General features: G+C 54.3%; 24 protein-coding genes. 5 read left to right on the top strand and 19 right to left on the bottom strand.

Annotated elements, in window-relative coordinates:
• Nucleotides 1-2 precede the first annotated feature (2 nt).
• From hflK to nnr, 8 genes are all read right to left on the bottom strand, one after another.
• Nucleotides 3-1,268: an FtsH protease activity modulator HflK gene (gene hflK, locus ABRZ28_RS03320; RefSeq protein WP_319604740.1), complete on the bottom strand. Its 1,266-nt coding sequence runs from the start codon at nt 1,266-1,268 to the stop codon at nt 3-5.
• 89 nt (nt 1,269-1,357) lie between these two features.
• Nucleotides 1,358-2,638 carry a ribosome rescue GTPase HflX gene (gene hflX, locus ABRZ28_RS03315; protein WP_319604741.1) on the bottom strand — a complete coding sequence of 427 codons (1,281 nt, stop codon included), beginning with the start codon at nt 2,636-2,638 and terminating at the stop codon, nt 1,358-1,360.
• 92 nt (nt 2,639-2,730) lie between these two features.
• On the bottom strand, nt 2,731-3,027 hold the full coding sequence (hfq, locus tag ABRZ28_RS03310) for an RNA chaperone Hfq (protein WP_048637380.1): 297 nt from the start codon (nt 3,025-3,027) through the stop codon (nt 2,731-2,733).
• A gap of 113 nt (nt 3,028-3,140) precedes the next feature.
• Nucleotides 3,141-4,082 (bottom strand): tRNA (adenosine(37)-N6)-dimethylallyltransferase MiaA, encoded by a 942-nt coding sequence (gene miaA, locus ABRZ28_RS03305; RefSeq protein ID WP_330519495.1) that lies wholly within the window; start codon nt 4,080-4,082, stop codon nt 3,141-3,143.
• On the bottom strand, nt 4,075-5,997 hold the full coding sequence (gene mutL, locus ABRZ28_RS03300; RefSeq protein WP_330519494.1) for a DNA mismatch repair endonuclease MutL: 1,923 nt from the start codon (nt 5,995-5,997) through the stop codon (nt 4,075-4,077). The genes miaA and mutL overlap by 8 nt, the downstream gene beginning before the upstream one ends.
• Nucleotides 5,998-6,046: 49 nt before the next feature.
• Nucleotides 6,047-7,723, bottom strand: a complete 1,677-nt coding sequence (gene amiB / locus ABRZ28_RS03295; protein WP_330519493.1) for an N-acetylmuramoyl-L-alanine amidase AmiB — start codon at nt 7,721-7,723, stop codon at nt 6,047-6,049.
• The gene (gene tsaE, locus ABRZ28_RS03290; RefSeq protein WP_319604745.1) at nt 7,720-8,202 is read right to left on the bottom strand and encodes a tRNA (adenosine(37)-N6)-threonylcarbamoyltransferase complex ATPase subunit type 1 TsaE; all 483 of its coding nucleotides are present in this window, start codon (nt 8,200-8,202) and stop codon (nt 7,720-7,722) included. Before tsaE ends, amiB begins: the two co-directional genes overlap by 4 nt.
• Complete coding sequence (gene nnr, locus ABRZ28_RS03285; RefSeq protein WP_319604746.1) at nt 8,199-9,728, bottom strand: bifunctional ADP-dependent NAD(P)H-hydrate dehydratase/NAD(P)H-hydrate epimerase; 1,530 nt, start codon at nt 9,726-9,728, stop codon at nt 8,199-8,201. Before nnr ends, tsaE begins: the two co-directional genes overlap by 4 nt.
• 144 nt (nt 9,729-9,872) lie before the next feature.
• Between nnr and queG the strand changes: the two genes are divergently transcribed.
• Entirely contained in the window at nt 9,873-11,012 is a 1,140-nt protein-coding gene (gene queG / locus ABRZ28_RS03280; RefSeq protein ID WP_319604747.1) for a tRNA epoxyqueuosine(34) reductase QueG, read from the top strand.
• A gap of 807 nt (nt 11,013-11,819) precedes the next feature.
• On the opposite strand, the gene ahpF is transcribed toward queG, so the two are convergent.
• From ahpF to ABRZ28_RS03265, 3 genes are all read right to left on the bottom strand, one after another.
• The gene (gene ahpF, locus ABRZ28_RS03275) at nt 11,820-13,388 is read right to left on the bottom strand and encodes an alkyl hydroperoxide reductase subunit F (protein ID WP_330519492.1); all 1,569 of its coding nucleotides are present in this window, start codon (nt 13,386-13,388) and stop codon (nt 11,820-11,822) included.
• A 69-nt stretch (nt 13,389-13,457) separates the two neighbouring features.
• On the bottom strand, nt 13,458-14,021 hold the full coding sequence (gene ahpC / locus ABRZ28_RS03270; protein ID WP_319604749.1) for an alkyl hydroperoxide reductase subunit C: 564 nt from the start codon (nt 14,019-14,021) through the stop codon (nt 13,458-13,460).
• Nucleotides 14,022-14,396: 375 nt separating this feature from the next.
• Nucleotides 14,397-15,542 (bottom strand): MFS transporter, encoded by a 1,146-nt coding sequence (locus ABRZ28_RS03265; protein ID WP_330519491.1) that lies wholly within the window; start codon nt 15,540-15,542, stop codon nt 14,397-14,399.
• A 342-nt stretch (nt 15,543-15,884) separates the two neighbouring features.
• Here ABRZ28_RS03265 and ABRZ28_RS03260 point away from each other — a divergent pair, with 342 nt between their 5' ends.
• A complete protein-coding gene (locus tag ABRZ28_RS03260) occupies nt 15,885-16,262 on the top strand; it encodes a MerR family transcriptional regulator (protein ID WP_319604751.1) in 378 nt (125 codons plus the stop codon).
• 87 nt (nt 16,263-16,349) lie between these two features.
• On the opposite strand, the gene ABRZ28_RS03255 is transcribed toward ABRZ28_RS03260, so the two are convergent.
• From ABRZ28_RS03255 to ABRZ28_RS03230, 6 genes are all read right to left on the bottom strand, one after another.
• The gene (locus ABRZ28_RS03255) at nt 16,350-16,952 is read right to left on the bottom strand and encodes a peroxidase-related enzyme (RefSeq protein WP_330519490.1); all 603 of its coding nucleotides are present in this window, start codon (nt 16,950-16,952) and stop codon (nt 16,350-16,352) included.
• Between the two features lie 56 nt (nt 16,953-17,008).
• The gene (locus ABRZ28_RS03250; RefSeq protein ID WP_319604753.1) at nt 17,009-18,196 is read right to left on the bottom strand and encodes a mandelate racemase/muconate lactonizing enzyme family protein; all 1,188 of its coding nucleotides are present in this window, start codon (nt 18,194-18,196) and stop codon (nt 17,009-17,011) included.
• Nucleotides 18,197-18,277: 81 nt separating this feature from the next.
• A complete protein-coding gene (locus ABRZ28_RS03245) occupies nt 18,278-19,354 on the bottom strand; it encodes an ABC transporter substrate-binding protein (RefSeq protein WP_330519489.1) in 1,077 nt (358 codons plus the stop codon).
• Between the two features lie 20 nt (nt 19,355-19,374).
• Nucleotides 19,375-20,163 carry an ABC transporter permease gene (locus tag ABRZ28_RS03240; RefSeq protein WP_319604755.1) on the bottom strand — a complete coding sequence of 263 codons (789 nt, stop codon included), beginning with the start codon at nt 20,161-20,163 and terminating at the stop codon, nt 19,375-19,377.
• A gap of 2 nt (nt 20,164-20,165) precedes the next feature.
• On the bottom strand, nt 20,166-20,984 hold the full coding sequence (locus ABRZ28_RS03235) for an ABC transporter ATP-binding protein (RefSeq protein ID WP_330519488.1): 819 nt from the start codon (nt 20,982-20,984) through the stop codon (nt 20,166-20,168).
• Between the two features lie 449 nt (nt 20,985-21,433).
• Nucleotides 21,434-22,312: a LysR substrate-binding domain-containing protein gene (locus tag ABRZ28_RS03230; RefSeq protein ID WP_319604757.1), complete on the bottom strand. Its 879-nt coding sequence runs from the start codon at nt 22,310-22,312 to the stop codon at nt 21,434-21,436.
• A 273-nt stretch (nt 22,313-22,585) separates the two neighbouring features.
• Here ABRZ28_RS03230 and ABRZ28_RS03225 point away from each other — a divergent pair, with 273 nt between their 5' ends.
• Entirely contained in the window at nt 22,586-23,203 is a 618-nt protein-coding gene (locus ABRZ28_RS03225) for a LysE family translocator (RefSeq protein WP_330519487.1), read from the top strand.
• Nucleotides 23,204-23,262: 59 nt separating this feature from the next.
• On the opposite strand, the gene ABRZ28_RS03220 is transcribed toward ABRZ28_RS03225, so the two are convergent.
• Entirely contained in the window at nt 23,263-24,678 is a 1,416-nt protein-coding gene (locus ABRZ28_RS03220) for an MFS transporter (RefSeq protein WP_330519486.1), read from the bottom strand.
• Between the two features lie 122 nt (nt 24,679-24,800).
• Here ABRZ28_RS03220 and ABRZ28_RS03215 point away from each other — a divergent pair, with 122 nt between their 5' ends.
• Nucleotides 24,801-25,652 carry a helix-turn-helix domain-containing protein gene (locus tag ABRZ28_RS03215; RefSeq protein WP_330519485.1) on the top strand — a complete coding sequence of 284 codons (852 nt, stop codon included), beginning with the start codon at nt 24,801-24,803 and terminating at the stop codon, nt 25,650-25,652.
• On the opposite strand, the gene ABRZ28_RS03210 is transcribed toward ABRZ28_RS03215, so the two are convergent.
• The gene (locus tag ABRZ28_RS03210; RefSeq protein ID WP_330519483.1) at nt 25,649-26,032 is read right to left on the bottom strand and encodes an MFS transporter; all 384 of its coding nucleotides are present in this window, start codon (nt 26,030-26,032) and stop codon (nt 25,649-25,651) included. The genes ABRZ28_RS03215 and ABRZ28_RS03210 overlap by 4 nt on opposite strands.
• 179 nt (nt 26,033-26,211) lie before the next feature.
• On the opposite strand from ABRZ28_RS03210, the gene ABRZ28_RS03205 reads away from it, so the two are divergent.
• A complete protein-coding gene (locus ABRZ28_RS03205; protein WP_319604762.1) occupies nt 26,212-26,751 on the top strand; it encodes a DUF2058 domain-containing protein in 540 nt (179 codons plus the stop codon).
• Nucleotides 26,752-26,792: the final 41 nt, after the last annotated feature.

The raw sequence follows: 26,792 nt of genomic DNA, 5'->3' as shown, positions 1-26,792 counted from the left end.
GATTATTCTCTCCCTACTCGAGTGAGGTCATCACGTTGCGCATTGGCTCTGCGCTGATCCATGATATTTCCATTGTTGCTGCTGCGCGTCTGGCCGCTGCTCGCGCCGCTATTGCCGGACGTGGCGGGCAAACGCAGCGGATTGGCGCTGCCGGCGCCTGACGTATTCTCGCCGCCGCCGGAGGAACCGCCGCGCAGCATCTGATCCAACGGCAGTACCATCAGGTTGCCGCCTTTGTCGTTAACCAGCACCTTGCGGGTATGGCTGAGAACGCGCTCCATCGTCTCGATATACAGACGCTCGCGCGTAATCTCAGGCGCGGCTTTATATTCCGGCAAGACTCTGGCGAAACGGGCCACTTCACCCTGCGCCTCCAGAACGGTACGGGTTTTATAAGCGCGAGCCTCTTCCAAAATACGCTGCGCCTGACCGTTGGCGCGCGGCTGAACCTCGTTGGCGTAGGCTTCCGCTTCACGAATGTATTGCTGCTCGTTTTCACGGGCGGCAATGGCGTCGTCAAACGCCGCCTTCACCTCTTCCGGCGGACGCGCCGCCTGGAAGTTGACGTCCAGCAGGGTGATGCCCATGTTGTACGGCCGTACCGTTTCTTCCAGCACGCGCTGCGTATCGGTACGCACGATGGTTCGACCCTCGGTCAGGATCTTATCCATGGTGTATTTACCGATCACGCCGCGCAGAGCGCTGTCCGTCGCCTGACGCAGGCTGTCATCCGCATTGGTCACGCTGAACAGATAACGTTCCGGTTCCGTTACGCGATACTGGACGTTCATTTCGACGCGCACCACGTTCTCGTCCGAGGTCAGCATCACGCCGGAGGTCGCCAGTTCGCGCACGGATTCCACGTTCACGGCTCTGACGGAGTCGATAAACGTCGGTTTCCAGTTCAGGCCGGGCTCAACCTGATGGCTGAACTTGCCAAAGCGCGTCACCACGCCGCGTTCCGCTTCTTTGATGGTATAGAAACCGCTGGCGGCCCAGATGACGACGGCCGCAACCGCGACAATACCGACAACCCGGCCGCCCAGACCGGAACCGCCGGAAGTTCCGCCGCTGCTGGAACCAGAGCCTTTTCCGCCCCCCAGATCGCTGAGTTTTTTACTCAGTTTCCGGAAGATATCGTCCAAATCTGGTGGCCCCTGATCTCGGCCACCTTTATTATTATTTCCGCCAGAGTTGCCGCTATTGTTATTGCTGCTCCCCCACGGGTCGCGGTCCTGTCCGTTATTACCGGGCTGATTCCACGCCATGTTTTAGCTCCATTCTTTATGATAGGTGTTCTTCAGGTTCAATATCCCAGAGTCCATCAGACTATTTCGCCGTTTAGACAATTTGCCGGTCAGACAATATAGTCCGTCAGTTCCTGCTCTTGTTTACAGAGACGACGCCAATCGGCAATCGGCATACGAATCACCAAACCGATATGTCCGTCATCTTCAATCCATTCTTTTTCTATTGCCTGAAGCTGGTAGAAACGGCTGCGCAACCGTCCGGCCTGAGGGGGAAGGCTCAATGCGTATTGGGCGATTTCCCCGGATAGCCGTTCAGTCAGCGCTTGAAATAGCAACGGAATGCCTTCACCGGTTTGTGCAGAAACCCAAACTCTGACCGGTAAATTTTCTTCGTTGCGATCGATACGCGGCGCGAAACCTTCCAGCATATCGATTTTGTTCATTACCAACAGCACGGGAACTTCGTCGGCTTCGATTTCCGCCAACACGGCGTCTACCGCGTCGATATTCTCGTCGAGACGAGGATCGGCGGCGTCCACAACATGCAACAACAGAGAAGCCTGACGCGTTTCCTGTAATGTAGCCTTAAACGCAGCCACCAAATCGTGCGGTAACTGCCGGATAAAACCTACGGTATCCGCCAACACCGTATCACCGACATCAGCAACCTCAATCCGGCGCAATGTTGGATCCAATGTGGCAAATAGTTGATCGGCGGCATACACGTCCGCCGACGTTATCTTGTTAAACAGCGTGGATTTCCCGGCATTGGTATACCCCACCAGGGAAACCGTCGGCACATCCGCGCGAACGCGCGACCGGCGCCCCTGTTCGCGCTGTTTCTCCACCCGTTCAAGGCGGGATAAAATCTGGCTGATGCGATTACGCAGCAAACGACGGTCGGTTTCAAGCTGGGTTTCCCCCGGGCCGCGCAAACCGATGCCCCCTTTTTGCCGCTCAAGGTGAGTCCAGCCGCGAACCAACCGGGTGGCAAGGTGACGCAATTGCGCCAGCTCTACCTGCAACTTACCTTCGTGGGTACGCGCGCGCTGAGCGAAAATATCCAGAATCAGCCCGGTGCGGTCAATCACGCGGCATTCGCACAAACGCTCCAGATTACGTTCCTGGGCAGGCGTCAGCGCGTGATCAAACAGCACCACAAAAGCGTCGGTATCTTTTACCGCCTGAGCAATTTCTTCGGCTTTGCCTTCGCCAACAAAATACTTGGGATGAGGTGCCTTACGGCTGCCGGTAATTACCTGCAACGATTCAATTCCGGCAGAAGAGACCAGAGACTCAAACTCCAGCAGATCTTCTGTATCTTTATCTTGCGAGAAGTAAATATGAACAAGTATGGCCCGTTCACCGGCTTCATAACGGTCAAACAAGCGAGTAACCTCTCAAACGATCAAAAAACACCAGGGCGAGGGATAGGTATAATGGTTTCTTCCCCCCCGCCTTGGTGAATTGACAATACGCCTTATTCAGCGTCATCACTTTCCTGCGGCTGTTGCTGCCCAGCCGGATTGCTACCATGATAGTTGCTGGTGCCTGGATTATTACTGTGATGAGACACCGGACGAGATGGAACAACTGTAGAAATGGCGTGCTTATACACCATCTGGCTAACCGTATTTTTTAACAAAATGACAAACTGATCGAAAGATTCAATCTGGCCTTGCAGCTTAATACCATTCACCAAATAAATCGAAACCGGAACACGTTCGCGACGCAATGCGTTCAGGAACGGATCTTGCAAAGATTGCCCCTTAGCCATTCTATATTTTCCTTATTTGTATGTTGTTTGTAACAAAGAACCCCTAGGGTCCTAAAATAACGATGTAAAAAATTTATGCGCTGAGACTCACCAATTGTACACAATCACCCAACCTATGCACTAACAACCTGTATTACCTTGTCCAACGCCGCCTGCGGCTTTTCACTGTCCAGCCAACAGACGTCGTCCCAACCGCGTAACCAGGTCATTTGCCGCTTGGCCAACTGACGTGTCGCACAAATTCCCCGATAAACCATCTCATCGTAATCAATTTCGCCCGATAAATATGACCACATCTGGCGATAACCGACACAACGAATGGAAGGCAAGTCCTTATGCAAATCATGTCGGGCAAAAAGAACCCGCGCTTCCGCCTCAAAACCCGCCGTTAACATCTGATGGAAACGCAGCTCAATACGCTGATGCAGCAATTCGCGTGTTGCCGGAGCAATAGCAAACTGATGAACGTTATAAGGCAACGCCTCTCCAGTCGTTTTTGTCAGTTCAGTTAAAGTGTTACCTGAAACGAAAAAAACTTCCAGTGCCCGCGAGAGTCTCTGCGGATCATTTGGATGAATCCGAGTCGCGGCCACCGGATCGATCTCGCACAACTGTCGATGCATCGCTTCCCAGCCGATTTCTTGCGCCTGCGCTTCAATACGCTGGCGAACCGCCGCATCGGCGGACGGCAGGGGCGACAGTCCTTCAAGCAGGGCTTTAAAATACAGCATCGTTCCCCCCACCAGCAGGGGGATCCGTCCGGCGGCGCTGATATCCGCCATTTCCCGCAAGGCATCCCGCCGGAAATCGGCCGCCGAATAGGCTTGCGCCGGGTCGAGAATATCGATCAGACGATGCGGCGCCTCGGCCAGTTCATCCGCGCTCGGCTTGGCGGTGCCGATATCCATGCCCTTATAAATAAGGGCGGAGTCGACGCTAATCAACTCCACCGGCAAATATCGACGTAACGCCATTGCCAGCGCTGTTTTCCCCGACGCCGTCGGCCCCATGATAAAAATCGCGGGCGGATGCGGCGTCTTTGCAAAATCACTCATGCTTCAGAGCCTTGATGGCAATATTGATATCCATCTTATATAAAAGTTCAATCGGCGGCGCCGTTGCCAGTTGCGGGCAAAGGCGCTCTACATCCGTTAATAGTTGTATCGCCTGAGCATGACTCCAGCTTTGCTGTTCGCTGCTCAGGCGGGCGGCCATCCATGCGGCCAAAATGTTCGGCTCTACCGTTTCACGATCGGCCAGATAGCCTACCAGTTCAGAGATCAAGTTTTGTAAATTTTGTTGGCGCAATGGTAAAGGTACCGCTCGTAACGTTGCACGCTGTGACTCGACATGAATATCGACGCCAAAAAGCGCCAGTAACGGCTGAAATCTTGCCAATACAGAGAGTTCGGATTTACTCAGCGTCAGGCGCTGGGGAATCAGCAGCGGCTGCGGACGCAATCCGCTTTCAGGCGGCGTCAGCTGCACCTGCTTCAGATAACGCTCCGCGACGGGTAATGAAAGCAACGCCAGCCCTTTGCGGTACTCCAGCAGGGCATAACAGGGCGGATAGACGGTCAACACCCGGCCGAAGCCGCTTACATTGCTCTCCAGCGGCGATTCCGCGATAGCGGCGGATTTCGCCGCGTCGGCGCCTTGCGTAGCGACAGGCGCCGACGGCGAAGGGATAACCTCCGTTTCCGCCGCCGGCGGCCGGGCGGCGTCTTCCGCTACCTCGTTCGGTTGCAGCAGTTTGCGGTACAGCTCGCCCTGTTTTTTCTGATAGGTTGGGCCGGCCGGATAGCCCGGATGCTGCGTCTCGCGAGCATTGCCTGAGCCTTGCCCGCCGCTTTTCGCCGCCGCAGGCGCGGCCGGCCGGGCAAAATGGTTTTCTCCGGCCGCCGTACGGTTTTCCTGCTGCCACTGTATCGGCTGTTCGCTTCCCGGCTCCAGCAGCGCCAACCCCGGCGCGGACACCTGCTGCAATACAGCCATGACCGCCTGATAAATAAAATCATGCACCAGACGCGCCTGATGAAAGCGGACTTCATGCTTGGCCGGATGCACATTCACATCAACCTGATGCGGATCGATCTCCAGATAGAGGACATAGGCGGGCTGCTGATCGTCTTTAAGCTGATCCTGATAAGCCTGGCGAATCGCATGATTGATCAAGCGATCGCGCATCATACGTTGGTTAACGTAACAATATTGCATTTCGGGCAACTGCTTCGCCCCGGAAGGATCGGCCACCCAGCCGTGAATCGTCAGATCGTCATGCTGCCACGACACCGCCAGCGCATGCTGTAAAAACGCGCTGCCGCAAATGCTGCCCAACCGACGTTCATGCTGAGAAGGCTCGGTCGCCGGTCGATATTGCCGGATCAGCTTGCCGTTGTGATGCAACGTAATGGCGATATCAAAACGCGCCAGCGCAATGCGCCGCACCACCTCGTCAATATGGGTGAATTCGGTTTTTTCCGTGCGCATGAATTTACGCCGGGCGGGCGTATTGTAAAACAGATCAAGCACTTCCAGCGTGGTGCCGACAGGATGGGCGGCGGGCTTGACCGTAACCGCCATATCCCGCCCCTCGGCATAGGCTTGCCACGCTTCGGACTGCTGTGCGGTGCGGGAGGTCAGCGTCAGTCGGGAAACCGAGCTGATACTGGCCAGCGCTTCCCCGCGGAAGCCCATACTGACAATGGCTTCCAGATCGTCGAGCGTCGAAATTTTACTGGTCGCATGGCGCGCCAGCGCCAGCGTCAGCTCATCCTTGCTGATGCCGACGCCGTTGTCCCGGATGCGAATCAATTTGGCGCCGCCGCGCTCTATGTCAATATCAATACGGGTCGCGCCAGCATCCAGACTATTTTCCACCAACTCTTTTACGACCGAGGCCGGCCGCTCCACCACTTCGCCGGCGGCGATCTGGTTAGCCAATTGCGGTGGTAAAACCTGAATCGACATGGCATACCCTCTTACATTAACGGAATGAACATTCAGGATAACAATCCCTTCAGGCAGAAGGGATGAGCAACGTCTGGCCGAGTTGCACGGCGCCTGAATTCATATCATTTGCCCGCTGAATCTCTTTCATGCTGACGCCGTAACGGTCGGCAATCGCACTCAGCGTATCGCCGCGCACCACTTTATGTTTGACCACCGCGGCGGCTTTTTTGGCGCTGGCCGCTGTCGCCGTTTGTTTTACCCCGCTGGCCGGAATTCTCAAACGCTGACCAATCCACACAATATCTTTATTCAGCTTGTTGATATCCCGGATCGCCGACATGCTGACGCCATAACGCGCGGCGATAGACGACAGCGTTTCGCCGCGCGCCACCGTATGGCGAATGCCGCCGCTGCTACCGGTCTTTTCCGCCGGCGTTGTCGCTCTGCTTGTCGCCGGCGGAACCGGGCGATCCTCCTGCTTTGGGGCGGCTTGCAAAGGGTGCGTCTGAAAATAGCTCTTCACCCCGCGATAAATCGCGTTGGCGATTTTTTCCTGGTAAGCATTGCTGCCCAGCAGACGCTCTTCCGCCACATTGCTGATAAACCCGGTTTCAACCAGCAGCGAAGGAATATCCGGCGAACGCAACACCCCCAGACTGGCATGTTCAGGCCGGGATTTGTGTAACCCGCCCACGCGCTGAAGTTCACGCAACACTTTGCTGGCGACGTCATAGCCGACGCGCTGGGAATGACCGAATTGCAGATCCAGCACCGCCTGACTTAAGTAAGGATCGGCGCTGTTGTTTGCCAGCAAATCGCCGGCGCCGCCCAGCAACTCCGACTGCTTCTCATGCTGTTCCAGCCAACCGGCCATTTCGCTGTTTGCCCGGCGATTGGATAGCACCCATACCGACGCGCCGGTGGCGCTGCGATTTGGCGCGGCATCCGCATGGATGGAGACCAGAATATTGGCGCCGTGTTTACGCGCCACGTCGGAGCGCCCCATCACCGACACAAAATAATCGCCGTTGCGCGTCAGTACCCCTTTGAACGCGGGATCGTTGCTCAGTAAAGCTTGCAGCTTACGGGCAATGGCGATGGTGACATCCTTTTCACGCAGCCCATTCAGACCGATGGCGCCGGGATCCTGGCCGCCGTGTCCGGCATCGATGGCCACCACCACCGGTTCGTGGCTATCGTTACCGACGGCGCGCGCAGGCTTTCTGGCCGACGCATTGCTATTCACCACCAGGGTCGGCTGGTTATTGAACGGATTTTTCGCCGGTTGAGACTTCGCCGGCGGCTGTTGCTGCTCACGTCGCGCCGCCGGCGCGCTTTGCGTCGCCCTGGGATTGTCGCTGACCAGGGTAAAAACCACGGCGTATCCATTAGCCGTCTTCTGCGTTACCGCCCGGGTCTTGGCGGATTGCGTCAGATCCAGCACCAGACGTATGCTTTGCGCGTCCTGCGCATTACTGGTCCGGACCCGCTTAATCAGATTTTGCCCGCTGAATTCCAGCGGTAATCCCTGAATCAGCACGGACTGACGAATATCAATCACCACTCTGGCGGGATTGCTCAGCGGAAAGAATGCGTAGACGGGCTGACCGCTGAAGCTCAGGCTTACGGTTGCCTGTCGGGAGGCGTTATCCACTTTGATATCAGATAGATTGGCGGCCCAGACGGCGCTGGCGAACAGCATCAACCCCATCCAGACGAACGGCTTGATCATACGGCTCATCATCGCGCTGTTATCCCCAACTGATTCGCCGCCCGCAGCACAATCTCCTCTCCCCGAGGGGAAAGCGCCGACAGTTCGGCTTGCCGGCCCGGCTCCTGATAAAGCAAATGCAATGCCAGATCGGCAGCCGGTAAAATGCCTGCGCCTTGCTGGGGCCATTCGATCAGGCAAATGGCGTCCTGATCCAGATAATCACGGATCCCCATGAACTCAAGCTCCTCAGGATCGGCCAGACGGTAGAGATCGAAATGATAGACCGACAACGGCGAGAGGGCATAAGGCTCGACCAGGGTGTACGTCGGGCTCTTCACATTGCCCTGATGTCCCAGCGCCTGTAAAAAACCTCGGCTAAAGGTCGTCTTCCCTGCCCCAAGATCGCCATATAAATGCACGACGCAGGCGCTTTCACAGGCTTTAGCCAGCGCCGCGCCTAACGCGATGGTTGCTGCCTCATCCGGCAGAGGTAACGCAATTTTTTTCATTCTGTCTTTTCTAAGGGTATCGATTCGGGATTGACATATCGGGACAACACAGGCATCAGATCGGTTGCCAACATACCGCGGGTTCCGCGCCGTGCGGCCAGCCAGTCAGCCGATGCGCCGTGGACAACGCATCCCGCGCAGGCGGCATCATACAGCGATAGCTTTTGCGCCAGCAAACCGCCGATAATCCCGGACAACACATCGCCCATACCGCCCGTCGCCATACCGGGGTTGCCCACGTCGGCAATGGCCAATTGGCCCTGTTCGCCGGCAATGACTGTACCTGCACCTTTTAATACAACAACGCCACCATAACGTTTTACCAGTTTTTGCACTGCAAGTAAGCGATCACTTTCAATATCAGACACACGGCAGTTCAACAAACGGGCCGCCTCGCCAGGGTGCGGCGTCAGCACGCGATTCTGCCGTTTATGCGGATCGATTGCCAGCAGGTTAAGCGCGTCGGCGTCCCATAACATCGGTTTGTTACAATTTTCCGCCAGCCGCAGCGCATTTTTTCCCCACTCGTCCTGCCCCAGCCCGGGGCCAATCGCCACGACATCGGCCCATTCCAGCCCCTGCCGCAAATTATCGGCGGTGAGTTCCCGCACCATCAGCTCCGGACGAACAGTCAGCAACGCCGATAAATACTCTTTGTGAGTGAGTACTCGCACCAGACCGGCGCCGCTGCGCAAGGCGGCCTCCCCTGCCATAAATACTGCGCCCCCCATGCCGTAATCGCCGCCCACAATCAACAAGCGTCCGTTATCGCCTTTGTGGACGTCCGGACGCCGCGGCTTCAGCCATTCCGTTAGCGATATCGCCGATAACCGCCGTATCGGCGCGGCTTGAGCGGCCATCCATTCGGATAATCCTAATGCGTTATAGTGCAATCGGCCGACGCAATCGCGGGCCTTGCCCGTTAACAACCCCGGTTTCAGGGCAATAAACGTGACCGTATGTTCGGCGTGAACGGCGTTGCCCGCACGCTGCCCGGTTTCAGCATTTAATCCGGAAGGAATATCAATCGCGACCACGGGGGCGGAATGCGCGTTTGCCTGGGTAATCAGTTCGTCATAAGGGGAGCGCGGCGCATTGGACAAGCCGGTTCCCAGCAAAGCATCAATAATCAGGTCGATATCATCCGGCCACGGCGCGTCGGCACGCTGGATCGTTCCGCCCTGATCCAGCCAGGCCTGACGCGCGGCGTGCGCCTCGGCCGGTAAATCACGGTCGCCCGTACAGGCAATGACATAAGGCGTGATGCCTGCAGCCTGCGCCAGACTGGCGACCACATAACCATCGCCGCCGTTGTTGCCATGCCCCGCCAGTATCAGCCAATGGTTGGCGGTTGGATAATATTGGCGGGCAATTTGAAAGGTTGCCTGTCCTGCCCGCCGCATCAGCTCATACAATGAAACCCCGCTCTCGCGAGCGGCGTTCGCCTCTTCACGACGCACCCACTGCGCCTGGAATACTGTTTGTGGAAGAGAAAAGTCAGATCCACAGGTTAAGCCGTCAGTCATCACGCCCCCTTATGGTTCAGCAGATCGTTCCAAGTTAGCAAGCTATGGGGGCAACCGCCATAGCTCACGCAAATTACCGCGCTATCGGTCTGTAAAGCGTAATGTGGTAAAATAACCCGCTCTCTAATCCCGTTACGGCTTGTCATGGTATACCCCTACGATCTCGGCGAATTGGCACAACTTATTAAGCAATGGGGGCTATCGCTGGGCTTCCAGCAGGTCGGCATCTGCGATACCGATTTATCCGCCGAGGAGCCTAAGCTGCAAGCCTGGCTGGACAAGCAATATCATGGCGAAATGGCCTGGATGGCGCGCCACGGCATGCTGCGCGCGCGTCCGCATGAGCTATTGCCCGGCACGCTGCGGGTGATCAGCGTGCGCATGAATTATTTGCCCGCGAAAGCGGCATTCGCCAGTACGCTAAAGAATCCCCGGCTAGGTTACGTCAGCCGCTATGCGCTGGGCCGCGACTATCACAAGTTGCTGCGCCAGCGGCTGAAAAAGCTCGGCGATCGAATCCAGGACTACTGCGGCGAACTGAATTTTCGCCCGTTCGTCGACTCAGCGCCGATTCTGGAACGGCCGCTCGCCGCTAAAGCCGGACTCGGCTGGATTGGTAAGCACTCACTTTTATTAAATCGGGAATCCGGTTCCTGGTTCTTTCTCGGCGAGCTGCTGATCGACCTGCCGTTGCCGGTAGACCAACCGCAGGAAGAACAGTGCGGCCGCTGTGTGGCCTGCATGACAACCTGCCCTACCGGCGCCATCGTCGAGCCGTACACGGTCGATGCCCGACGCTGCATTTCATATCTGACGATAGAGCTTGAAGGCGCGATCCCCGAGGAATTCCGCCCCCTGATGGGCAATCGTATCTATGGGTGCGACGACTGCCAGTTAATTTGCCCGTGGAATCGCTTCTCTCAATTAACGGACGAAACCGATTTTAGCCCGCGCGCGGCGCTGCATACCCCGGAATTACTCGATCTGTTCAGTTGGAGTGAAGAAAAATTTCTCCGCATTACGGAGGGTTCCGCCATTCGCCGTATCGGCCATTTGCGCTGGCTGCGTAATATCGCGGTAGCGCTGGGAAATGCGCCCTATCAGGCGCAGATTGTGCTGGCATTGCAAACCCGGCTGGGCGAAAGCGCACTGCTGGACGAACATATCCACTGGGCCATTGAGCAGCAGATGACGCGCCGTGCATTGCGGGAAATTGACGTGCAGCCGGCGCGGAAAAAAAGGTTGATTCGGGCGGTCGAGAAAGGATTGCCGCGTGATGCGTGAGCCGTGACGTCCGGCGTTATCAACACGTCGTCCAGCCTGTGCATAAATATAAAAAGTCTTTCACAATCAACCGTCACAAAAAGTACAAGTGATTGCGATAACGTTTTATAAGTAATTTTTATCTATAAATATCAAAGAAATGGAAAATACAGCGCCGTCAGCAAGATAGCGCGACGGGAAAAAGATCAACAGGCGGCCTGTGGATAAGTCTGTTCAAAAAATTATTATGTTTTGTATGGATTAATCAAAAAAATGCGTAACGACAGGCTGGAAAAGCCTCTCTGGGAAACGCCGCCGCAGGGGGGTGAACACCGTTAACATTTAACGCGTCAATCAATAGTATTTCCTTACGTCCGTGCAAAGAAAGGCCGGCATTATGAAGTCGCCGCCGTCCCTTGGCAACCCCTATCCCGTTATTTTTGCCGATAACGGCAAAAAAAAGCCCATCAAGCGTTGCTCGACGGGCCAGACACGGCAGACAGAATTTCAAATGTGGCAATGATAATGATGAAGTGGATGACCGACCACACCGACGCTATCTGGTCGATGCGATCAATATCAGTCAGACTGTTGACAAACCTATCCGCCTAACCTGAACGGTGAGAATGGGATAGAAGAGTAAAGCGTCCGCGCCAGGGACAAAGGCGTTGGGAACGCCTTTGAACGTCGCTTGCGACGGCCCTGCAAGGGGGAATCTCATCCCTGAGATTCCTATTCGCGCGGCTCGAGCTTACAGGGAGGTACTTGCCGCGTCTTTACGATCTATCCATTCTCACCGCTCGACGCACTTTGTCATCAACCTCAGTATCAGACGGCTGACTGCGTTCTGATCAGATAATCAAAAGCGCTCAGCGAGGCTTTGGCCCCTTCGCCGGTGGCGATGATAATCTGCTTGTAAGGCACCGTGGTGCAATCGCCGGAGGCAAACACGCCTTTAACGCTGGTTTCGCACTTGGCGTCGATTTCAATTTCGCCGATCCGGTTACGGGCGACCGTACCTTCCAGCCAGTTGGTATTAGGCAGCAGACCGATCTGCACGAAGATCCCTTCCAACGGCAGCTCATGCAACGTATCGCTGGCGCGGTCCTTATAGCTCAGACCCGTGACTTTCTGACCGTCGCCTTTCACTTCCGTGGTTTGCGCGTTCAGGATGATGTCGACGTTCGGCAAGCTGCGCAGCTTATCCTGCAATACGGAGTCGGCTTTCAGTTCCGGCGCGAATTCCAGCAGAGTAACGTGCTTCACTACCCCGGCCAGATCGATCGCCGCTTCCACGCCGGAGTTGCCGCCGCCAATCACCGCCACATGCTTGCCTTTAAACAGCGGGCCGTCGCAGTGCGGGCAGTAAGTCACGCCGCGAGTGCGGTATTGATCCTCGCCAGGCACATTCATGTTTCTCCAGCGGGCGCCGGTGGCGATGATCACGCTGCGGGATTTCAGCACCGCGCCGGAAACGGTCACGACCTGATGCGGCGCGCCCGGTTTGCTGCCTGGAATTAACGCTTCAGCGCTCTGCGCGTCGATCACATCGACATCGTAGTCATCAACATGGCTCTTCAGCGCGGTCGCCAGCTTCGCCCCTTCCGTTTTCGGCACGGAAATGTAGTTTTCAATATCCACGGTATCCAGGATCTGGCCGCCGAAACGTTCGCCCAGCAGACCGGTGCGAATACCTTTACGCGCGGAATAAACCGCCGCAGCCGCCCCTGCCGGGCCGCTGCCGATAATCAGCACATCGTAGACATCACGTTGATTCAGTTTTTCAACCTGCTTTGCGCCCGCGCCGGTATCGATTTTGGTCACGATTTCGCTTAGGCTCATACGGCCCTGGCTAAAGTGTTCGCCGTTCAGGAACACCGTCGGCACGCCCATGACGTTACGACTTTGGATCTCATCCTGAAACACGCCGCCGTCAATCGCGGTATGGGTAATGTTTGGATTCAGGACGGCCATTAAATTCAGCGCCTGCACCACGTCCGGACAGTTGTGGCAAGACAGCGAGTAATAGGTTTCGAACTGGAACTTACCGTCAAGATTGCGGATTTGGTCGAGTAATTCTTTCGCTTCTTTTGACGGATGTCCGCCGACCTGCAACAAAGCCAGGATCAGCGAGGTAAATTCATGCCCCATCGGCGCGCCGGCGAAACGCGGGCCGCTCTGCGATCCTGGATTGGTCACCAGAAAAGAGGGTTTGCGTACGGGAAGACTGTTGTCCTCAGTAAAGCTGACCTGATCAGATAAGCCAGCGATTTCAGTCAGTAATTCTCTTACTTCAGAAGATTTTGCCGAGTCATCCAGAGTCGCAATTAACTCAACAGGTTTAGTTAATTTTTCCAGATAGGCTTTCAACTGGACTTTCATTGTATTGTCGAGCATTGGTTATCCTCCGTGCAAAAAATCGGGTGCCAGGCACCCGATAAAAAACAGATCTCAGCGGGGTCTGACTTAGATCTTGCCGACCAGATCCAGCGACGGAGCCAGCGTCGCTTCGCCTTCTTTCCATTTAGCCGGGCAAACTTCGCCTGGGTGAGAGGCGACATACTGAGCGGCTTTCACTTTGCGCAGCAGGTCTGACGCATCGCGACCGATACCTTCAGCCGTGATTTCCACCGCCTGGATAATGCCTTGCGGGTCAACGATGAAGGTACCGCGGTTAGCCAGACCTTCATCTTCACGCAGGATTTCAAAGTTGCGGGACAGTTGGCCGGTCGGGTCGCCGATCATGGTATATTTGATTTTGGCAATGGTTTCAGAGCTGCTGTGCCACGCTTTGTGCGTAAAATGGGTGTCGGTGGAAACAGAGTAGATTTCCACGCCGCGCTGCTGGAATTCATCGTAATAATCGGCAACGTCGCCCAGTTCGGTCGGGCAGACGAAAGTAAAGTCGGCCGGATAGAAGAAGAACACGCTCCATTTGCCTTCGATATCTTTCTCAGTGACTTCGATGAACTTGCCATCTTTGAATGCTTGGTTTTTAAACGGTTTAACCTGGGTATTAATTACTGACATCACGGTATCCTCATGTGTGTTGGTATGGCACTAAAGTACAGAAACGTGATGAACATCACCAATCCGTTGTTATTATCGAATCGATAAGTAATACCTTACTTAGCGATAGACGCGGCATTGACTTTACCAACGCCGTGAGATCGCATCAGAGACAGCGTCACAGGCGATCGTCAGGACAACGACCGGCAACAATGGCGTGTTCATCAACCTTTTACCGCCTTAAATTTAGCAAAGATCCCATCACTATCCGTGCCGCGCCAATAAAAATCCGGAAATCTATTGTGTTGCGACAAAGACAATAGGATCAAATCTAAGCCATCAAGGCGCCTTAAAGAAAACGGTTTTTCCAGGCGTCTGACGATTTCATCATCCGCATTACAATTTCATTCGATGGCAAAGATACCCGCCCAGAATACCCGCCACGGCGCTGAGAAGAGGGACGAAAATAAAGCCGACACTGGAAAAAACCGCGCCGCCTACCGCCGCGCCTATGGATATGCCCAAGTACATAACGCTGCTATTCCAGGCCATGATAGCCCCGCTTTCATCGGGAAACTGTCCTATCAGATAACCTTGATAAGCGGGAAGGCAGGGATAGGCGACAATGGCGAACACCCCCAATAGGACAATCGTCATCATCTGTAATTCAGGGGCGAAATTCAACAATGAAGAGAGCGTAATTTCGACGAAAGAAAGAGCAACCAGGCTTAATGCGGCAACCTTTTTGGTACCGAATCTATCAGCCAGTTTCCCCCCGCTCAGGCTGCCGATAACGGCCCCGCCCCCATAAATGATCAATGCGAATGCAATCAGCGCGTTACTGAATCCCGCCGCCGATTGCAACCCTACCGAGAGATAAGTATAGGTAGCATAGACGCATCCTCCCCAGACGCCAGTAATAGAAACGGCTTTGAGTTTTTGCGCCAGGCGGGTTTTCTGTTCTTTTTTTATCGCAGATTTACTCGCCTTTTCCCAGATATTCCAATTTAACAGCGCAAGAAAGAGAGATAACACGGCAATAATGACAAACACCCTATTCCAGTTGCTCATTTCTGAAATATAAACTCCGGTCGGCGCGCCAGTCGTCAATGAAATAAGAAATCCGGCCACAGCGACCGACATCCAGCTCCCTTTATTTCCAACCGGGGCATTACTTCCGATAAGCGCATAGATAGATGGGCTGATCGCCGCGGCGGCCGCGCCCGCCAGTGCGCGTGCAATAATAAACAGGCTATAGGACGGCGATACGGCCGTGAGAAAATTGGCGATGGCAAATCCTAATAGCCCGGCGACAAGGATAATTTTTTTATCAAATTTATCCCCTAGGCTGCCAAATATCGGCGCGCCGATAACATAGGCAAGGGAGAAGATGGTGACGGACAGGCCGGTTTTTCCTATTGATATATCAAATGATTCGGCAATAGGGGCAAGCAAAGGCGATACGACAAAAAGATCGGTACCGACCACAAGCATCGTGATAAAAGCCACGAACATGGGCGCACTCGTTTTAAGCTGGGACATTATTTTTAACTTCCTGCCTTGAATAAATAATTAATGCACAAAAATAATCACGACAATGAATTAACAAAATCAGAATATAAATCTATATACGAACCATAAAAAATCGTTCCCACCAGTAATAACCGGTATTTATGGAATAATGATCACCCCCCAATTTTAATAAAAACGACATCAGAAAAACCGTCGGGACAAATAACGCCCTACCCAAGATAAATAGGCTATTGCTTACTTACAGAGCACGAAATAATCGTCACACTCGCTTTATTTTGCAGTGAAAAGCGTTAACTTAATTTTGTCTCAATGCAACAATAATTGTCGTAAAACTACAACTGGCATCATGACATGTCAATCATTGATCTAAAACTATACTCACTGTATAAAACCATCGGGTTTCTAAATACGGTGACCGCTGATATGCAAAAACTTTCAGACTCTTATCACGATTTTCTGGCTAAAGTGATTGTCGGTATCAGAGAAGTCTCTGATATTACAGGCGTTCCCGTTAGAAAACTCCGCTATTGGGAAGAGAAGGGAATCATCAAGTCGGTTGATCCGGATGCCAGCTCGCGCCAGTTCAATCTGGCGGACATCAAGAAAATCATCCTCATCAATGAGTTGCTGGAGGATGGCTACACGCTGGACGGCGCGGCGGCCAAAGTCGAAAAGCGGCTGTCGAAGATCAAATCATTAATGGATTTAATAAACCTGGGGTCATCCTGACCCCGCACGCGGGGACTGGCACCTTTACCTATCTTTCCGGCGGCCAAAACACGCATATCCGCTCATGGCCGCCAGTTAGCGCGCAGATCAGGCGGGCGCGTTCCCCCGGTGCGATGCGTGAGCCTCGCGGTTTGCCTGAATGCCGAGAGCGCTGTTGAGGCGGTTGGTCAGGTTGAAGAAGGCGGCGACGGCGACCGCCTCCAGCAGCCCCTCTTCCGGTACGCCGGCCGCGCGCACCGCATCAAGATCGTCTGGCACTACCTCGTTGGCGGCGCGCGTCACCTTCAGCGCATAGTCGGCGAGCGCCCGCTCCCTCGGCGTCAGTTCGGCGCGGCGATAATTGATCGCGATCTGCTCCGCCCACAGTTCATCGGCGCCGAGCGCGCGCAATGCCGCGGTATGCGCAATCACGCAGGCGTCGCAGCGATTTTCCGCGCTGACCACCAGCGCGATCAGTTCCCGTTCCCGCAGCGAGAGCGCGCCCTCGGGATCGCGCAGCACCGCCTCGGCGAGGGCCGCGGTGGCCGTCAGCAGCGCGGGACGATGGGCGACGACATTCTGCTGATGACGGATATAGCCTATCGACGCCACGGTCGCGCTCAGAGCCTGCCGAACGGCGGGGGTTAAGTGGGCCGCCGGCAAGCGCAGCCAGGAGATGTCGGATGCCGCAGCGATTTGAACGTCTGTCATACGGGGAAACCTCATTGATGTGGATGGCGTGTGTAATGAATGATGGCGTTCGGTCGTCATTCGGTAATATGAGAGCAGGCGCTCTCGCGCATGGCCTTTTCACTCATCTCCTGCCCGATGCCGGGCAGATTGGGAACCTCGTAGAACCCGTCCCTGGCCTGATAATCGTATTTGCACAGCTCAATGTTGTGATCGAGCAGGTTGTAGCGATGGTTCTCGTGGATGATGAAATTCGGCAATACCGCTTCCATATGCAGCGAAGCGGCGGTGATAATCGGGCTGCCGCAGGCATGGCATTGCACCTGGACGTCGTAGATGTGCGCCATATCACACACCTTCTTGCACTCGGTGATGCCGCCGACCAGACCGAGATCCGGCTGGATGACGCCCAGCGCCTGTTTCTCGAAGAATGGACGATAGCCCCAGCGACTATAAATTCGTTCGCCGGAGGCGATTGGAATGGAGGTGCTGCGGGCCACCAGCGCCATGGCGTCGACATTAAGCGGATGGATCGGCTCTTCGTAAAAGAAGATGTCGTATTCCTCGACCGCCCGGGCAAACTGGATGGCCGAATTCACGCCCAGGAAGGAATGCTGTTCAAGAATAATGTCGACATCCGGGCCGACGGCTTCGCGGATCGCCTTCACGCGATTGACGAATAGCCGGAGCTGGGCGTTGGTGAGAATGCCTTCAAGCGACTCCGCCGCATATTGCCCGGCGGAATTGAGGCAGACCACATCAACCTTGACGGCATCGTAGCCGTCGGCGACCGCGCGCAGCGCCGCTTCGGCGTATTCTGCCGGTTCGATCAGATTCCTGTTGTTGTCTTTGCCCCAGTCGAACTGGATCTGACTGGCATATGTCCGCAGTTTGTCGCGCATCTTCCCGCCGAGCAGAACGTACAGCGGCAGGCCCAGCGCCTTGCCGCGGATATCCCAGCATGCGATGTCGATGGCGCTTATACCGCCGAAAATCACGCCGCCGCCGCCCATGCCCCAGAACGTCTTGCGAAACAACTTCTCCCAGATCTGCTCGACGTTCATCGGATCCATGCCGATAACGTAGCGCGCCAGTTCTTTCACCATGCCGGCCCCGGCGGCGCTGCCTGCGCCGTAAGCCAGGCCGACTTCGCCGAAGCCGCTGATCCCCTCGTCGGTGTTCACCTTGATGATCACCGGTTTCCACCGGGTCTTCGCCATCTGCGGGCCAAGCACCTCGTAGATGTCGATACTGGTAATCTTCATCACCTTATCTCCGCTCGTTGCGTTAGTGTGCGGCCCGTTCCGGAACGCCGCCCGTCGAATTCGAAAAACAGCGCGCCGCCATCAGTCGCCGGTCGGCGCGTTGGCGGCGAGCGCGGCGATTTCCGCGTGATCGAAATCGTTAATCTCGGGCAGCAGGCTGTTGTCGATCACGTCCGTTTCGCTGATCTTGCCGCGTACCAGCCCCCAGTCGATCAACCTGGCGATATAAGCGCCATAAACCTCCGGCCGCGAGTAGCCCCAGCTCGGCAAGTTGCCGTTCAGCGGCGAAGGCGCGCCGGCATGATATTCCGTCAGCGTGATATTCGAGCGGTGAACCCCTGCGGCGACCGACGCATCCGGCACCGCTTTCGGGAACACCTCATAGAAAACTTTCTCGGCGGCGCGCGGCGCGGCAAAGGTAAAAGCGAGCCCCTTGGCATAGGCCCGGGCCAGTTTCACGGCCTCCTGGCGATGTTCCTTCAGATAATCGCCCCGGGTCACCAGCGCGATCGACGGCGCATCTTTGATCGAGGCGGCCTCCACTTCTCGCAGCGGCGTGCCGAGCGCTTCGATCTGAAGATGAGCCAGGGTGAAAATGCTGACCGCATCGATTTCTTTCTGTTGCAGGAAATAAGCGGCGCGTTGCGCATCGCCGACCGCGACCAGCGATATATCCTTGTCAGGATCCAGTCCCGCCTCTTTTGCTAACCCCTTGACGATCGTCGCGCCGAGGGCGGACAGCGAGATGACGCCGACTTTCTTGCCTTTAAGATCCTTTACGGTGCGGATGCTGCCGGCGGCGGGCGCCTGAATGCTCCAGGATGACACCTGCTGGATGGTGAAAAAGATCTTCAAATCCGCGCCGACGGCGGCCATTGCCGCGGTCGCCTCGATTGCGGGCGCGGCAAAATCCACTTCGCCGGTTGCGACATATTTCGCGCAATCGGTGCCGGATCCAACATGGATGATGTCGAGCGCGATCCCTTCCTGCTCCAGCCAGCCGAACTTCTTCGCCGCGGCGATCGGCGCCATCGAAATACCGGTCGAGGATGTACACCACGCAAAGCGCACAGGTTTCGCGTCCGCCGCCAGCGCGCCGCTTGTGGGGATCAGGAACAGCGCCGCCAGGGCGGCATGGGCAAGACTTTTGAGCGACATAGCGAACTCCAGCGTCAACGTTAATGCCGGTTTCCGAACCGGCGTGATTTACGGCCTGCATCCCAGGCCAGAAGCCGGTCGCCGAGCAGGGTGACGATCCGGTTGAGCAGAAATCCAATGGAGGCGAGGATCACCAACACCGCGAATTGCCCCGCGACGTCGAGATTGCTGCCCATGGTTTGCAACAGCACGCCGAGGCCGGCCTGCGCGCCGACGAACTCAGCGACAATGGCGCCAATCAGGGCGAAGATCATCGAGACCTCGGCGCCGGCCACGATGAACGGCAACGCGCTCGGCAGACGCAGCAGCGTGAAGATCTGGAACTGGTTGGCGCCGAGCGAGCGTAATAGATCGATCCGATCCTTCTGCGCGGACTGGAGGCCGGCGATCGCATTCACCATCAGCGGGAAGAAGCACATCAGCGCCACCGTGACGATCTTCGAGTTAATGCCCAGTCCGAACCAGATCACGATGACCGGCGCCAATGCCACCTTGGGCACCGACTGAAAGAAAACGATATAGGGATAAAGATAAAAAGACGCCCGGCGGCTAAGCGAAATCAGCGTCGCCAGAGCCAGCGCGGCGACGAAAGCGGCGGCGAACCCGGTCAGCGTTTCGGTGAGCGTAACGTAGATATGCTCAAGGTAAAGTCCGTTGCCGATACCGTTCCAGAGGGCTTGCGCCACGGCGATCGGCCCCGGCAGCACATAGCTGCGCACGCCGAAATAGACCACGCTGAAATGCCACAGGCAAAGCAGGCCGACGAACAACAGGAGACTGGATACGATTTTGAGAACGATATTTTTCATGATCAATCCAGCCGGCCGTTGGCATTGAGGTGGCCGCGTATTTCCTCGGCATAGGCGCCGAAGATCGCCGTCGCGGTGTCGGCCAGCGTGCGTGGTCGGGGAAGATCGATAGCGATATCGGCCCGGATCTGCCCGGGACGACCGCTCATCACCAGCACCCGATCCGAAAGAAAAATGGCTTCCGGCACCGAGTGGGTGACGAAGACCACGGTCTGGCGCTGCGCCATCCATAATTGCTGAATTTGATCGTTGAGGGTTTCGCGGGTCAGAGCGTCCAGCGCGCCGAAGGGTTCATCCATCAGTAGCATGCCGGGGTCGGATGCAAGCGCGCGGGCAATGCCGACGCGTTGTTGCATACCGCCGGAAAGCTCGGCGGGGTAACTCTTCTCAAATCCGGAGAGCTGTACAGCCTCAAGCAGCGCATGGGCCTTTGCCGTGGCCTGTTTGCGGTTCTGCCGTCTCACCACCGCCGGTAGAAGAACGTTTTCGAGCGCGGTACGCCAGGGAAACAGCACCGGCGTCTGGAATACCGTGCCGATTTCCCTGCGTGGTCCCCGCACTCTGACGTCATCGATCAGAATTTCGCCCGCCGATGGCAGATCCAGTCCGCCGATAAGCCGCAGCAACGTGCTTTTCCCACAGCCTGACGGCCCGACGATAGAAAGGAATTGCCCGGCCGGAATCTCGATATCCACCCCGGTCAACGCCGTAACGGAATTATTCCTGGTTGTAAATCGCTGCTGGACGCCGCGAACGCTGATGGTGCTGGATTTGGCCGGCGATTGACCTTCCCTCCCGGACCTGGCGGACAGAATTGGCATTTATTTCCCTCAAAACAATATGCGCCGATATTTTTATAGTTTTCGAATTAAATAATAAAAATGAGAATATATAACAGGCTATCATTACTGCTGAGAATTAAAAACCAATAAGCACAGCGCGCTTTTGCACTATATCGAATTAGTAATGCCGTTTTTCGCATAAAGATTCAAGGTTTGCTGTGAGTAACCGATCCGATGCCGGGCGCGCATTTTATATATGCGATTTATTATTTTTATCCATTAATTGCCGGCATGACTTAGCTTTATTCAGACGAAAATAAAAGTCGATAATAATAAAACCCTCTATTCCGCCGTATACCGGTTAGCATATTAAGCGTCATATTTAATATACCAATCTTGAAACCAGGGAAATCATCATCTATTCGCCGCTAACCGACGGCGGCTATTACTCGAAATACCGCTCGACAGGGGCAAGCGGACTGGCCGGATTATTTCCCAACGGCGGAAAGGCTGGTTGCCGCTTCCGCCATCAGCCAGCTCTTGAAACGCGCGCGCTTTTCGTCCTGCTCCAACGCTTCCGGCGACAGCAGGTAATAACCGGAGCCATCGCGGATGAAGCCATAGGGCGCATGCAGTTGCCCGCTCTCCAGTTCATCCTGCACCATCAGGAACGAAACCATCGCCATCCCCAGACCGGACGCCGCCGCCTGAACGCACAGATAAAAGTGTTCGTAGTCGACCCTGATGCTGCCTTTCGTGGAAACACCGGCTAATCGCTGCCAGGTCGACCACGCTTTAGGGCGCGTTCCGGCGTGCAACAAACGCACGCCGTCCAGTTGCTCCTGCCGCGCCCTCTGCGCGCGGCTTACCGGCCCCACCCACTCATCGCAGATTTTCTCGGCGTGAATCCCCTGTTCCCAGAGAAAATCGTCGCGACGCAGCGCCAGATCGACCCCGGTTCGTGCGAAATCGATCGGCCCCCCTGCCGCGACCAGATGCAGATTGATGTCGGGATTTTCCTGATGAAACGAGGGTAGCCGGGGGATCAGCCATTTCATGGCGATGGTCGGCTCACAGGACAACACCAGCACCTCTTCCCGCGCCGCCTGCTGCAACCGGTAAACCGCAGTTTCAAGCTGTTCGAACACCGCGAACGTGGCCGCATGCAATGAGCGCCCGGCCGCATTGAGGAAGACGGCCCGGTTGCGTCGCTCGAACAGCTCGACGCCCAACGCCTCTTCCAGCAGCCGCACCTGCCGGCTGACGGCTCCGTGCGTCACATGCAGTTGTTCGGCCGCTTTCACGAAGCTGCCGGTTTGCGCCGCCGCTTCGAAAAAGCGGAATGAAGCCAGTGATGGAAGTTTCATATTCACGATGAAATCTAACAGATTTGCCTCAAGATAAATCGCTTTTTTCCCCCGCGCAAGCACTCAATAATTAAAGCAACACCACGCAAGCACTAATGGACAACCAGAGGTTAAATATGGGGAAACCAGCACCTGATACTGCCGTAGCACAGCCGCGATTGAAGCAGATTGCAAGCCGCGACCGCATCAACAATCTGTGCAAAACCATCGCACAAAAGATGACATCATTCCGCCGTCCGATCGTCGCGCGCTTTCCAATGGAGTATTGAACTTATGAACGAACTGATAGCAGTGGCCACCATCACCATTCTGGCGGTCATCAGTCCTGGTCCCGATTTCGCGATGGTCACCCGAAACAGCTACGCCTTCGGCTCGCGCACCGGCTTGATTTCGGCGTTCGGCATCGCCTGCGGCGTGCAGGTCCATGTGATGTATACGGTGCTGGGCATCGCCGTGGTTATCGTCGACTCGCCTTTGCTGTTCCTGGCGATGAAGGTGCTTGGCGCCGCCTATCTGATCTATCTTGGATACCAATCGCTGACCAACCAGACGGTACTGAAACTGGAAGAGGCGCCCGGCGCCGCGCCGTCATCATTGGCGGCCTTTCGCATGGGCTTCCTGACTAATGCGCTTAACCCGAAAACCATGCTCTTCGTGGTGGCGACTTATACGCAGGTGGTACACGCAGGCAGCCCGATGAGCCACAACGTCGCCTATGGCCTGTTCATGTCGGTTTCACACTGGATCTGGTTCAGCATTGTCGCGCTCTTCTTTGCGGCTCCTGCTATGCGCCGTCGCTTGCTGAACCACCAGCTCACGGTCGACAAACTCATCGGTATAGCCCTGATCGCGCTGGGCGCGTCCCTGGCTTTTACCAATGTCGCTATTTAAGCGGCATTGCAGGGATAAAAAAGTGGGGCATGCCAATATCCCCCACTTATTTTATTGGCTTATGATGCGTTCAAGTTTGCTTTTAGCGCGCCGGCGGTTTTGATATAAACCGGGATGCCGACAAATAGCGCCAACAAAGACACGACGCCGATTGATATTGTTATTGCCGTTAAATATCCCTGAACTAACGCAAATGAATAGATTGCGCCGGTAAATGCCGTGCCTAACGCAGCACAGCCCTGCTGTACGGTGACTAATGCGCTACTTGCTTCACTGGCAAGGTGTTTCCCGACTTGCGATAATGCAATCCTGTAAGCCGAGGTTAGCCTGATGGCGTCACCGATCCCTACCGCGCCCGTGGCTATCCACAAGTGATAAAACCTCAGGTCAGCATTGAAGTGATAAATTAGCGAGACAGTTCCTAAAAACCCTATAACGGAAAGAATCGATCCGAGAGCAAAAGATTTGGCATCGCCAATCCGTTTGCTTAATGGTTTACTTATCAATGAGCCGATAAAAAACATGACGCCGAGCGCAATAAATGAATTTCCTGATTCAAACGACGTGAATCCTATGGCGCTTTGTAAACATAACGCCGTGACAAACAGATATCCGGGATAAGTAAATGTCACCGTCATTTCACTGACGAACCCATTTATCACCATCGGTGTTTTGAACAGCGACGGCGGCAAAATTGGCTTACGGCCTGCAATTTCATATGCCTTTTCCGCTTTCCACAATAGCATTGCGCAAGGCGGCGCGCCTAACAATAACCACCATAGTTCAGGCCAGTGTTTTCCTAAAGAGACGGGCATCATGATCAATGACAGGCACAAAATAAATAATACGATCCCCCTGACATCCATATGTTGTTGAGCTTTATCTGATTGAGTTTCAGGGATAACAAAATAACCCAATATAAATATAACCATGCAAATAGGCACGTTAATAAAAAAAGCGATTCGCCAGCCTAAATGCCATAAATTTGCAGACACCAACCAACCGCCGACCACTTGGCCAATAACGACGGAAAGGCCGGCAATAGAAGTGTAAATACCGACGGCGTTGCGGTGGCGATCGCCTTCTAATATGGTATGGATTGTCGCGAGTATTTGCGGCATTAGCAGTGCGGCAAAAAGGCCCTGAAGTACACGCCCCACCAGCATAGCGATAATATCAGCGGCAAACCCGCAAATCGCCGAGGCAATACAAAACCCGATAATACCAATCATAAACAGACGCTTTCTTCCGTACTTATCGCCGAGTCGCCCCCCGGTGGTAATTAGCGCGGCGAAACTTAATCCATATAACGCAACGATCAATACAAGTCCGGTCTCATCCGTTTTTAATGTGTTACCTATTACATCGAGTGCGACATTCACTATTGAGAAATCTAATTGAGGCAAGACCTGCCCCATCACCAGAAGCAGTACTCCAAACGCGGAAAGCGCTTTATTTCTATTCTTACTTAACATTTTTCTCATTCCATGCCGGTCATTTTTATCGCTTATTTTTAATTAAGCATGGACATTATGACCTTTGTTTTATACCGTACAAGGAACAGGTTAGACACGTATAAATTGTATAGGGTTAGTTAATGAACCAGGATAACCTAAAGTTAGTGGGCGATTTCTTACGCGCAAAACGAGAAAGTATTTCTCCTGAGATCATGGGATTATCCAAGCCCGTTCGAACCAGAACCAAAGGATTGAGAAGAGAGGATGTAGCCTATTTTTCCGGCATTAGCACAATCTGGTACAGTAAAATTGAGCGCGGCCAAGCGGCGGGTATTTCACCGCAGGTGCTTATATCAATATCAAAAGCCTTGCGGCTGACTACGTTTGAATATGAATACCTCTGCCATTTAATTTCGCCGCAAACAATAACGCACAAGGATCCTTGCCGCACCATTTCCGAACACACCTCTCAATTACTATTACAACTCAACCCGCTCCCTTCACTATTGCAAAATGATTATTTAGATATTATTACATGTAATCATGCATTCAGTCTTATGATTGGTTTTAACATTGATTCCATTCCTGTCAGCGAAAAAAACTATCTTAGCCTGACTATCAGAAACGCCGCCTGGCAAAAATTCTTATGTATTGATAATGACAAAAAAATGACGATACAAATAACCAGAATGGCGGGGTTTCTCAGGGACACATTGGCCAGATATCCTGATGATGAAATGCTGAAGCAAAAAATTGATGATTTTAAAGCGCTATCGCCTATTTTTGACAAGGCCTGGGCAGATAATACCGTATTACAACCAGAGGAACTGTCATATACCTATAGGCACGCAGAACTGGGTAAAATAGCGCTCGATAAACAATTGTGGTGGAACTTTAGCGGCGACGCCAGCAGCAGATTAAATATTTATCATCCTCAAACCGAAACGGATCGCCAACGTTTATCGGAAATAATGCCATCGCGACAGAATTAAAAAGGCTTTATTCCAGCCGCGCGCCACAACCAGTAAAGAACCAGCACAGCGGGGAATACGGCGCCAATAAGGCAAACGCCTGTCGACCCCAGCCGGGCATACCCCAGGCTGGCGAGCGCCGTTCCCAGCGACATGCCGACGAATCCCGACGTGACAAAGACCGCAGTAATGCGTGAACGCGCTTCGGGCGCAAGGCGATACAGCACCGACTGATGTGTCACCTGTAGACCCTGAGCAGCCACATCCGCCAAGAAAATGCCGATGAGCAAAACGCCAAGAGCATAGCCCAACTGGATCAGGGTCGGCCGAGTCGCCGGGCATCCGAAACTGCGGCCAATCTCCGCCAGTCGCGACTGCGCGTAATAAAGATCGGCGACCATGACCCCTATCCTATGACCATGGCGAACAGAATCATTCGACCCGGTGTCAGCACTGGTTTTATTTCATGCGTAGATCCCTATAAACTCAAGCCACGCGGTGCTCAGATCCTGCAACCTGGTACAGCCTTAAAAATTACAGGTATAATCCCCAAAATTATTCAACGGGTTTAGAAACGAAGATGGCAAAACTCACCTTACAAGAGCAGATGCTCAAAGCTGGATTAGTAACCAGCAAAAAAATGGCCAAAGTCCAGAGAACGGCTAAAAAATCACGCGTTCAGGCGCGTGAGGCAAGAGCGGCTGTGGAAGAAAATAAGAAAGCGCAACTTGAGCGTGATAAACAGCTAAGCGAACAACAAAAACAAGCGGCTTTATCCAAAGAGTATAAAGCTCAGGTGAAGCAGCTCATTGAAATGAACCGAATCGTCATTTCAAAAGGCGATATTGACTTTAACTTCACAGATAACAATTTAATTAAAAAAATAGTGGTGGATAAACTTACTCAAGCTCAGTTGATCAGTGGTCGTCTCGCCATTGCCCGTTTGGTTGTTGATAACAGCGGCAAGAGTGAATACGCGATTATCCCCGCGAGCGTAGCCGATAAAATTGCGCAGCGAGATGAGAACAGTATTGTATTAAATAGTGCGCTTAGTCAGGAAGAGCAAGATGAAGAAGATCCGTATGCGGATTTTAAAGTACCCGATGATTTGATGTGGTAATTGATGTGTTGCCGATCTTAAGAATGAAAAGTCCCACCGGG

Source organism: Brenneria sp. g21c3 (genome assembly GCF_040240345.1).
Lineage (GTDB): Bacteria > Pseudomonadota > Gammaproteobacteria > Enterobacterales > Enterobacteriaceae > Brenneria.
Note: the sequence above shows the minus strand (reverse complement) of the source record. Positions and strands in the feature narration are given on the sequence as shown.

Bases quoted from the DNA above. Each gene is read 5' to 3' on its own strand.
- hflK (WP_319604740.1), bottom strand. From the start codon at position 1,268: ATGGCGTGGAATCAGCCCGGTAATAACGGACAGGACCGCGACCCGTGG.
- hfq (WP_048637380.1), bottom strand. From the start codon at position 3,027: ATGGCTAAGGGGCAATCTTTGCAAGATCCGTTCCTGAACGCATTGCGT.
- miaA (WP_330519495.1), bottom strand. From the start codon at position 4,082: ATGAGTGATTTTGCAAAGACGCCGCATCCGCCCGCGATTTTTATCATG.
- mutL (WP_330519494.1), bottom strand. From the start codon at position 5,997: ATGTCGATTCAGGTTTTACCACCGCAATTGGCTAACCAGATCGCCGCC.
- amiB (WP_330519493.1), bottom strand. From the start codon at position 7,723: ATGATGAGCCGTATGATCAAGCCGTTCGTCTGGATGGGGTTGATGCTG.
- tsaE (WP_319604745.1), bottom strand. From the start codon at position 8,202: ATGAAAAAAATTGCGTTACCTCTGCCGGATGAGGCAGCAACCATCGCG.
- nnr (WP_319604746.1), bottom strand. From the start codon at position 9,728: ATGACTGACGGCTTAACCTGTGGATCTGACTTTTCTCTTCCACAAACA.
- queG (WP_319604747.1), top strand. From the start codon at position 9,873: ATGGTATACCCCTACGATCTCGGCGAATTGGCACAACTTATTAAGCAA.
- ahpF (WP_330519492.1), bottom strand. From the start codon at position 13,388: ATGCTCGACAATACAATGAAAGTCCAGTTGAAAGCCTATCTGGAAAAA.
- ahpC (WP_319604749.1), bottom strand. From the start codon at position 14,021: ATGTCAGTAATTAATACCCAGGTTAAACCGTTTAAAAACCAAGCATTC.
- ABRZ28_RS03265 (WP_330519491.1), bottom strand. From the start codon at position 15,542: ATGTCCCAGCTTAAAACGAGTGCGCCCATGTTCGTGGCTTTTATCACG.
- ABRZ28_RS03260 (WP_319604751.1), top strand. From the start codon at position 15,885: ATGTCAATCATTGATCTAAAACTATACTCACTGTATAAAACCATCGGG.
- ABRZ28_RS03255 (WP_330519490.1), bottom strand. From the start codon at position 16,952: ATGACAGACGTTCAAATCGCTGCGGCATCCGACATCTCCTGGCTGCGC.
- ABRZ28_RS03250 (WP_319604753.1), bottom strand. From the start codon at position 18,196: ATGAAGATTACCAGTATCGACATCTACGAGGTGCTTGGCCCGCAGATG.
- ABRZ28_RS03245 (WP_330519489.1), bottom strand. From the start codon at position 19,354: ATGTCGCTCAAAAGTCTTGCCCATGCCGCCCTGGCGGCGCTGTTCCTG.
- ABRZ28_RS03240 (WP_319604755.1), bottom strand. From the start codon at position 20,163: ATGAAAAATATCGTTCTCAAAATCGTATCCAGTCTCCTGTTGTTCGTC.
- ABRZ28_RS03235 (WP_330519488.1), bottom strand. From the start codon at position 20,984: ATGCCAATTCTGTCCGCCAGGTCCGGGAGGGAAGGTCAATCGCCGGCC.
- ABRZ28_RS03230 (WP_319604757.1), bottom strand. From the start codon at position 22,312: ATGAAACTTCCATCACTGGCTTCATTCCGCTTTTTCGAAGCGGCGGCG.
- ABRZ28_RS03225 (WP_330519487.1), top strand. From the start codon at position 22,586: ATGAACGAACTGATAGCAGTGGCCACCATCACCATTCTGGCGGTCATC.
- ABRZ28_RS03220 (WP_330519486.1), bottom strand. From the start codon at position 24,678: ATGTTAAGTAAGAATAGAAATAAAGCGCTTTCCGCGTTTGGAGTACTG.
- ABRZ28_RS03215 (WP_330519485.1), top strand. From the start codon at position 24,801: ATGAACCAGGATAACCTAAAGTTAGTGGGCGATTTCTTACGCGCAAAA.
- ABRZ28_RS03210 (WP_330519483.1), bottom strand. From the start codon at position 26,032: ATGGTCGCCGATCTTTATTACGCGCAGTCGCGACTGGCGGAGATTGGC.
- ABRZ28_RS03205 (WP_319604762.1), top strand. From the start codon at position 26,212: ATGGCAAAACTCACCTTACAAGAGCAGATGCTCAAAGCTGGATTAGTA.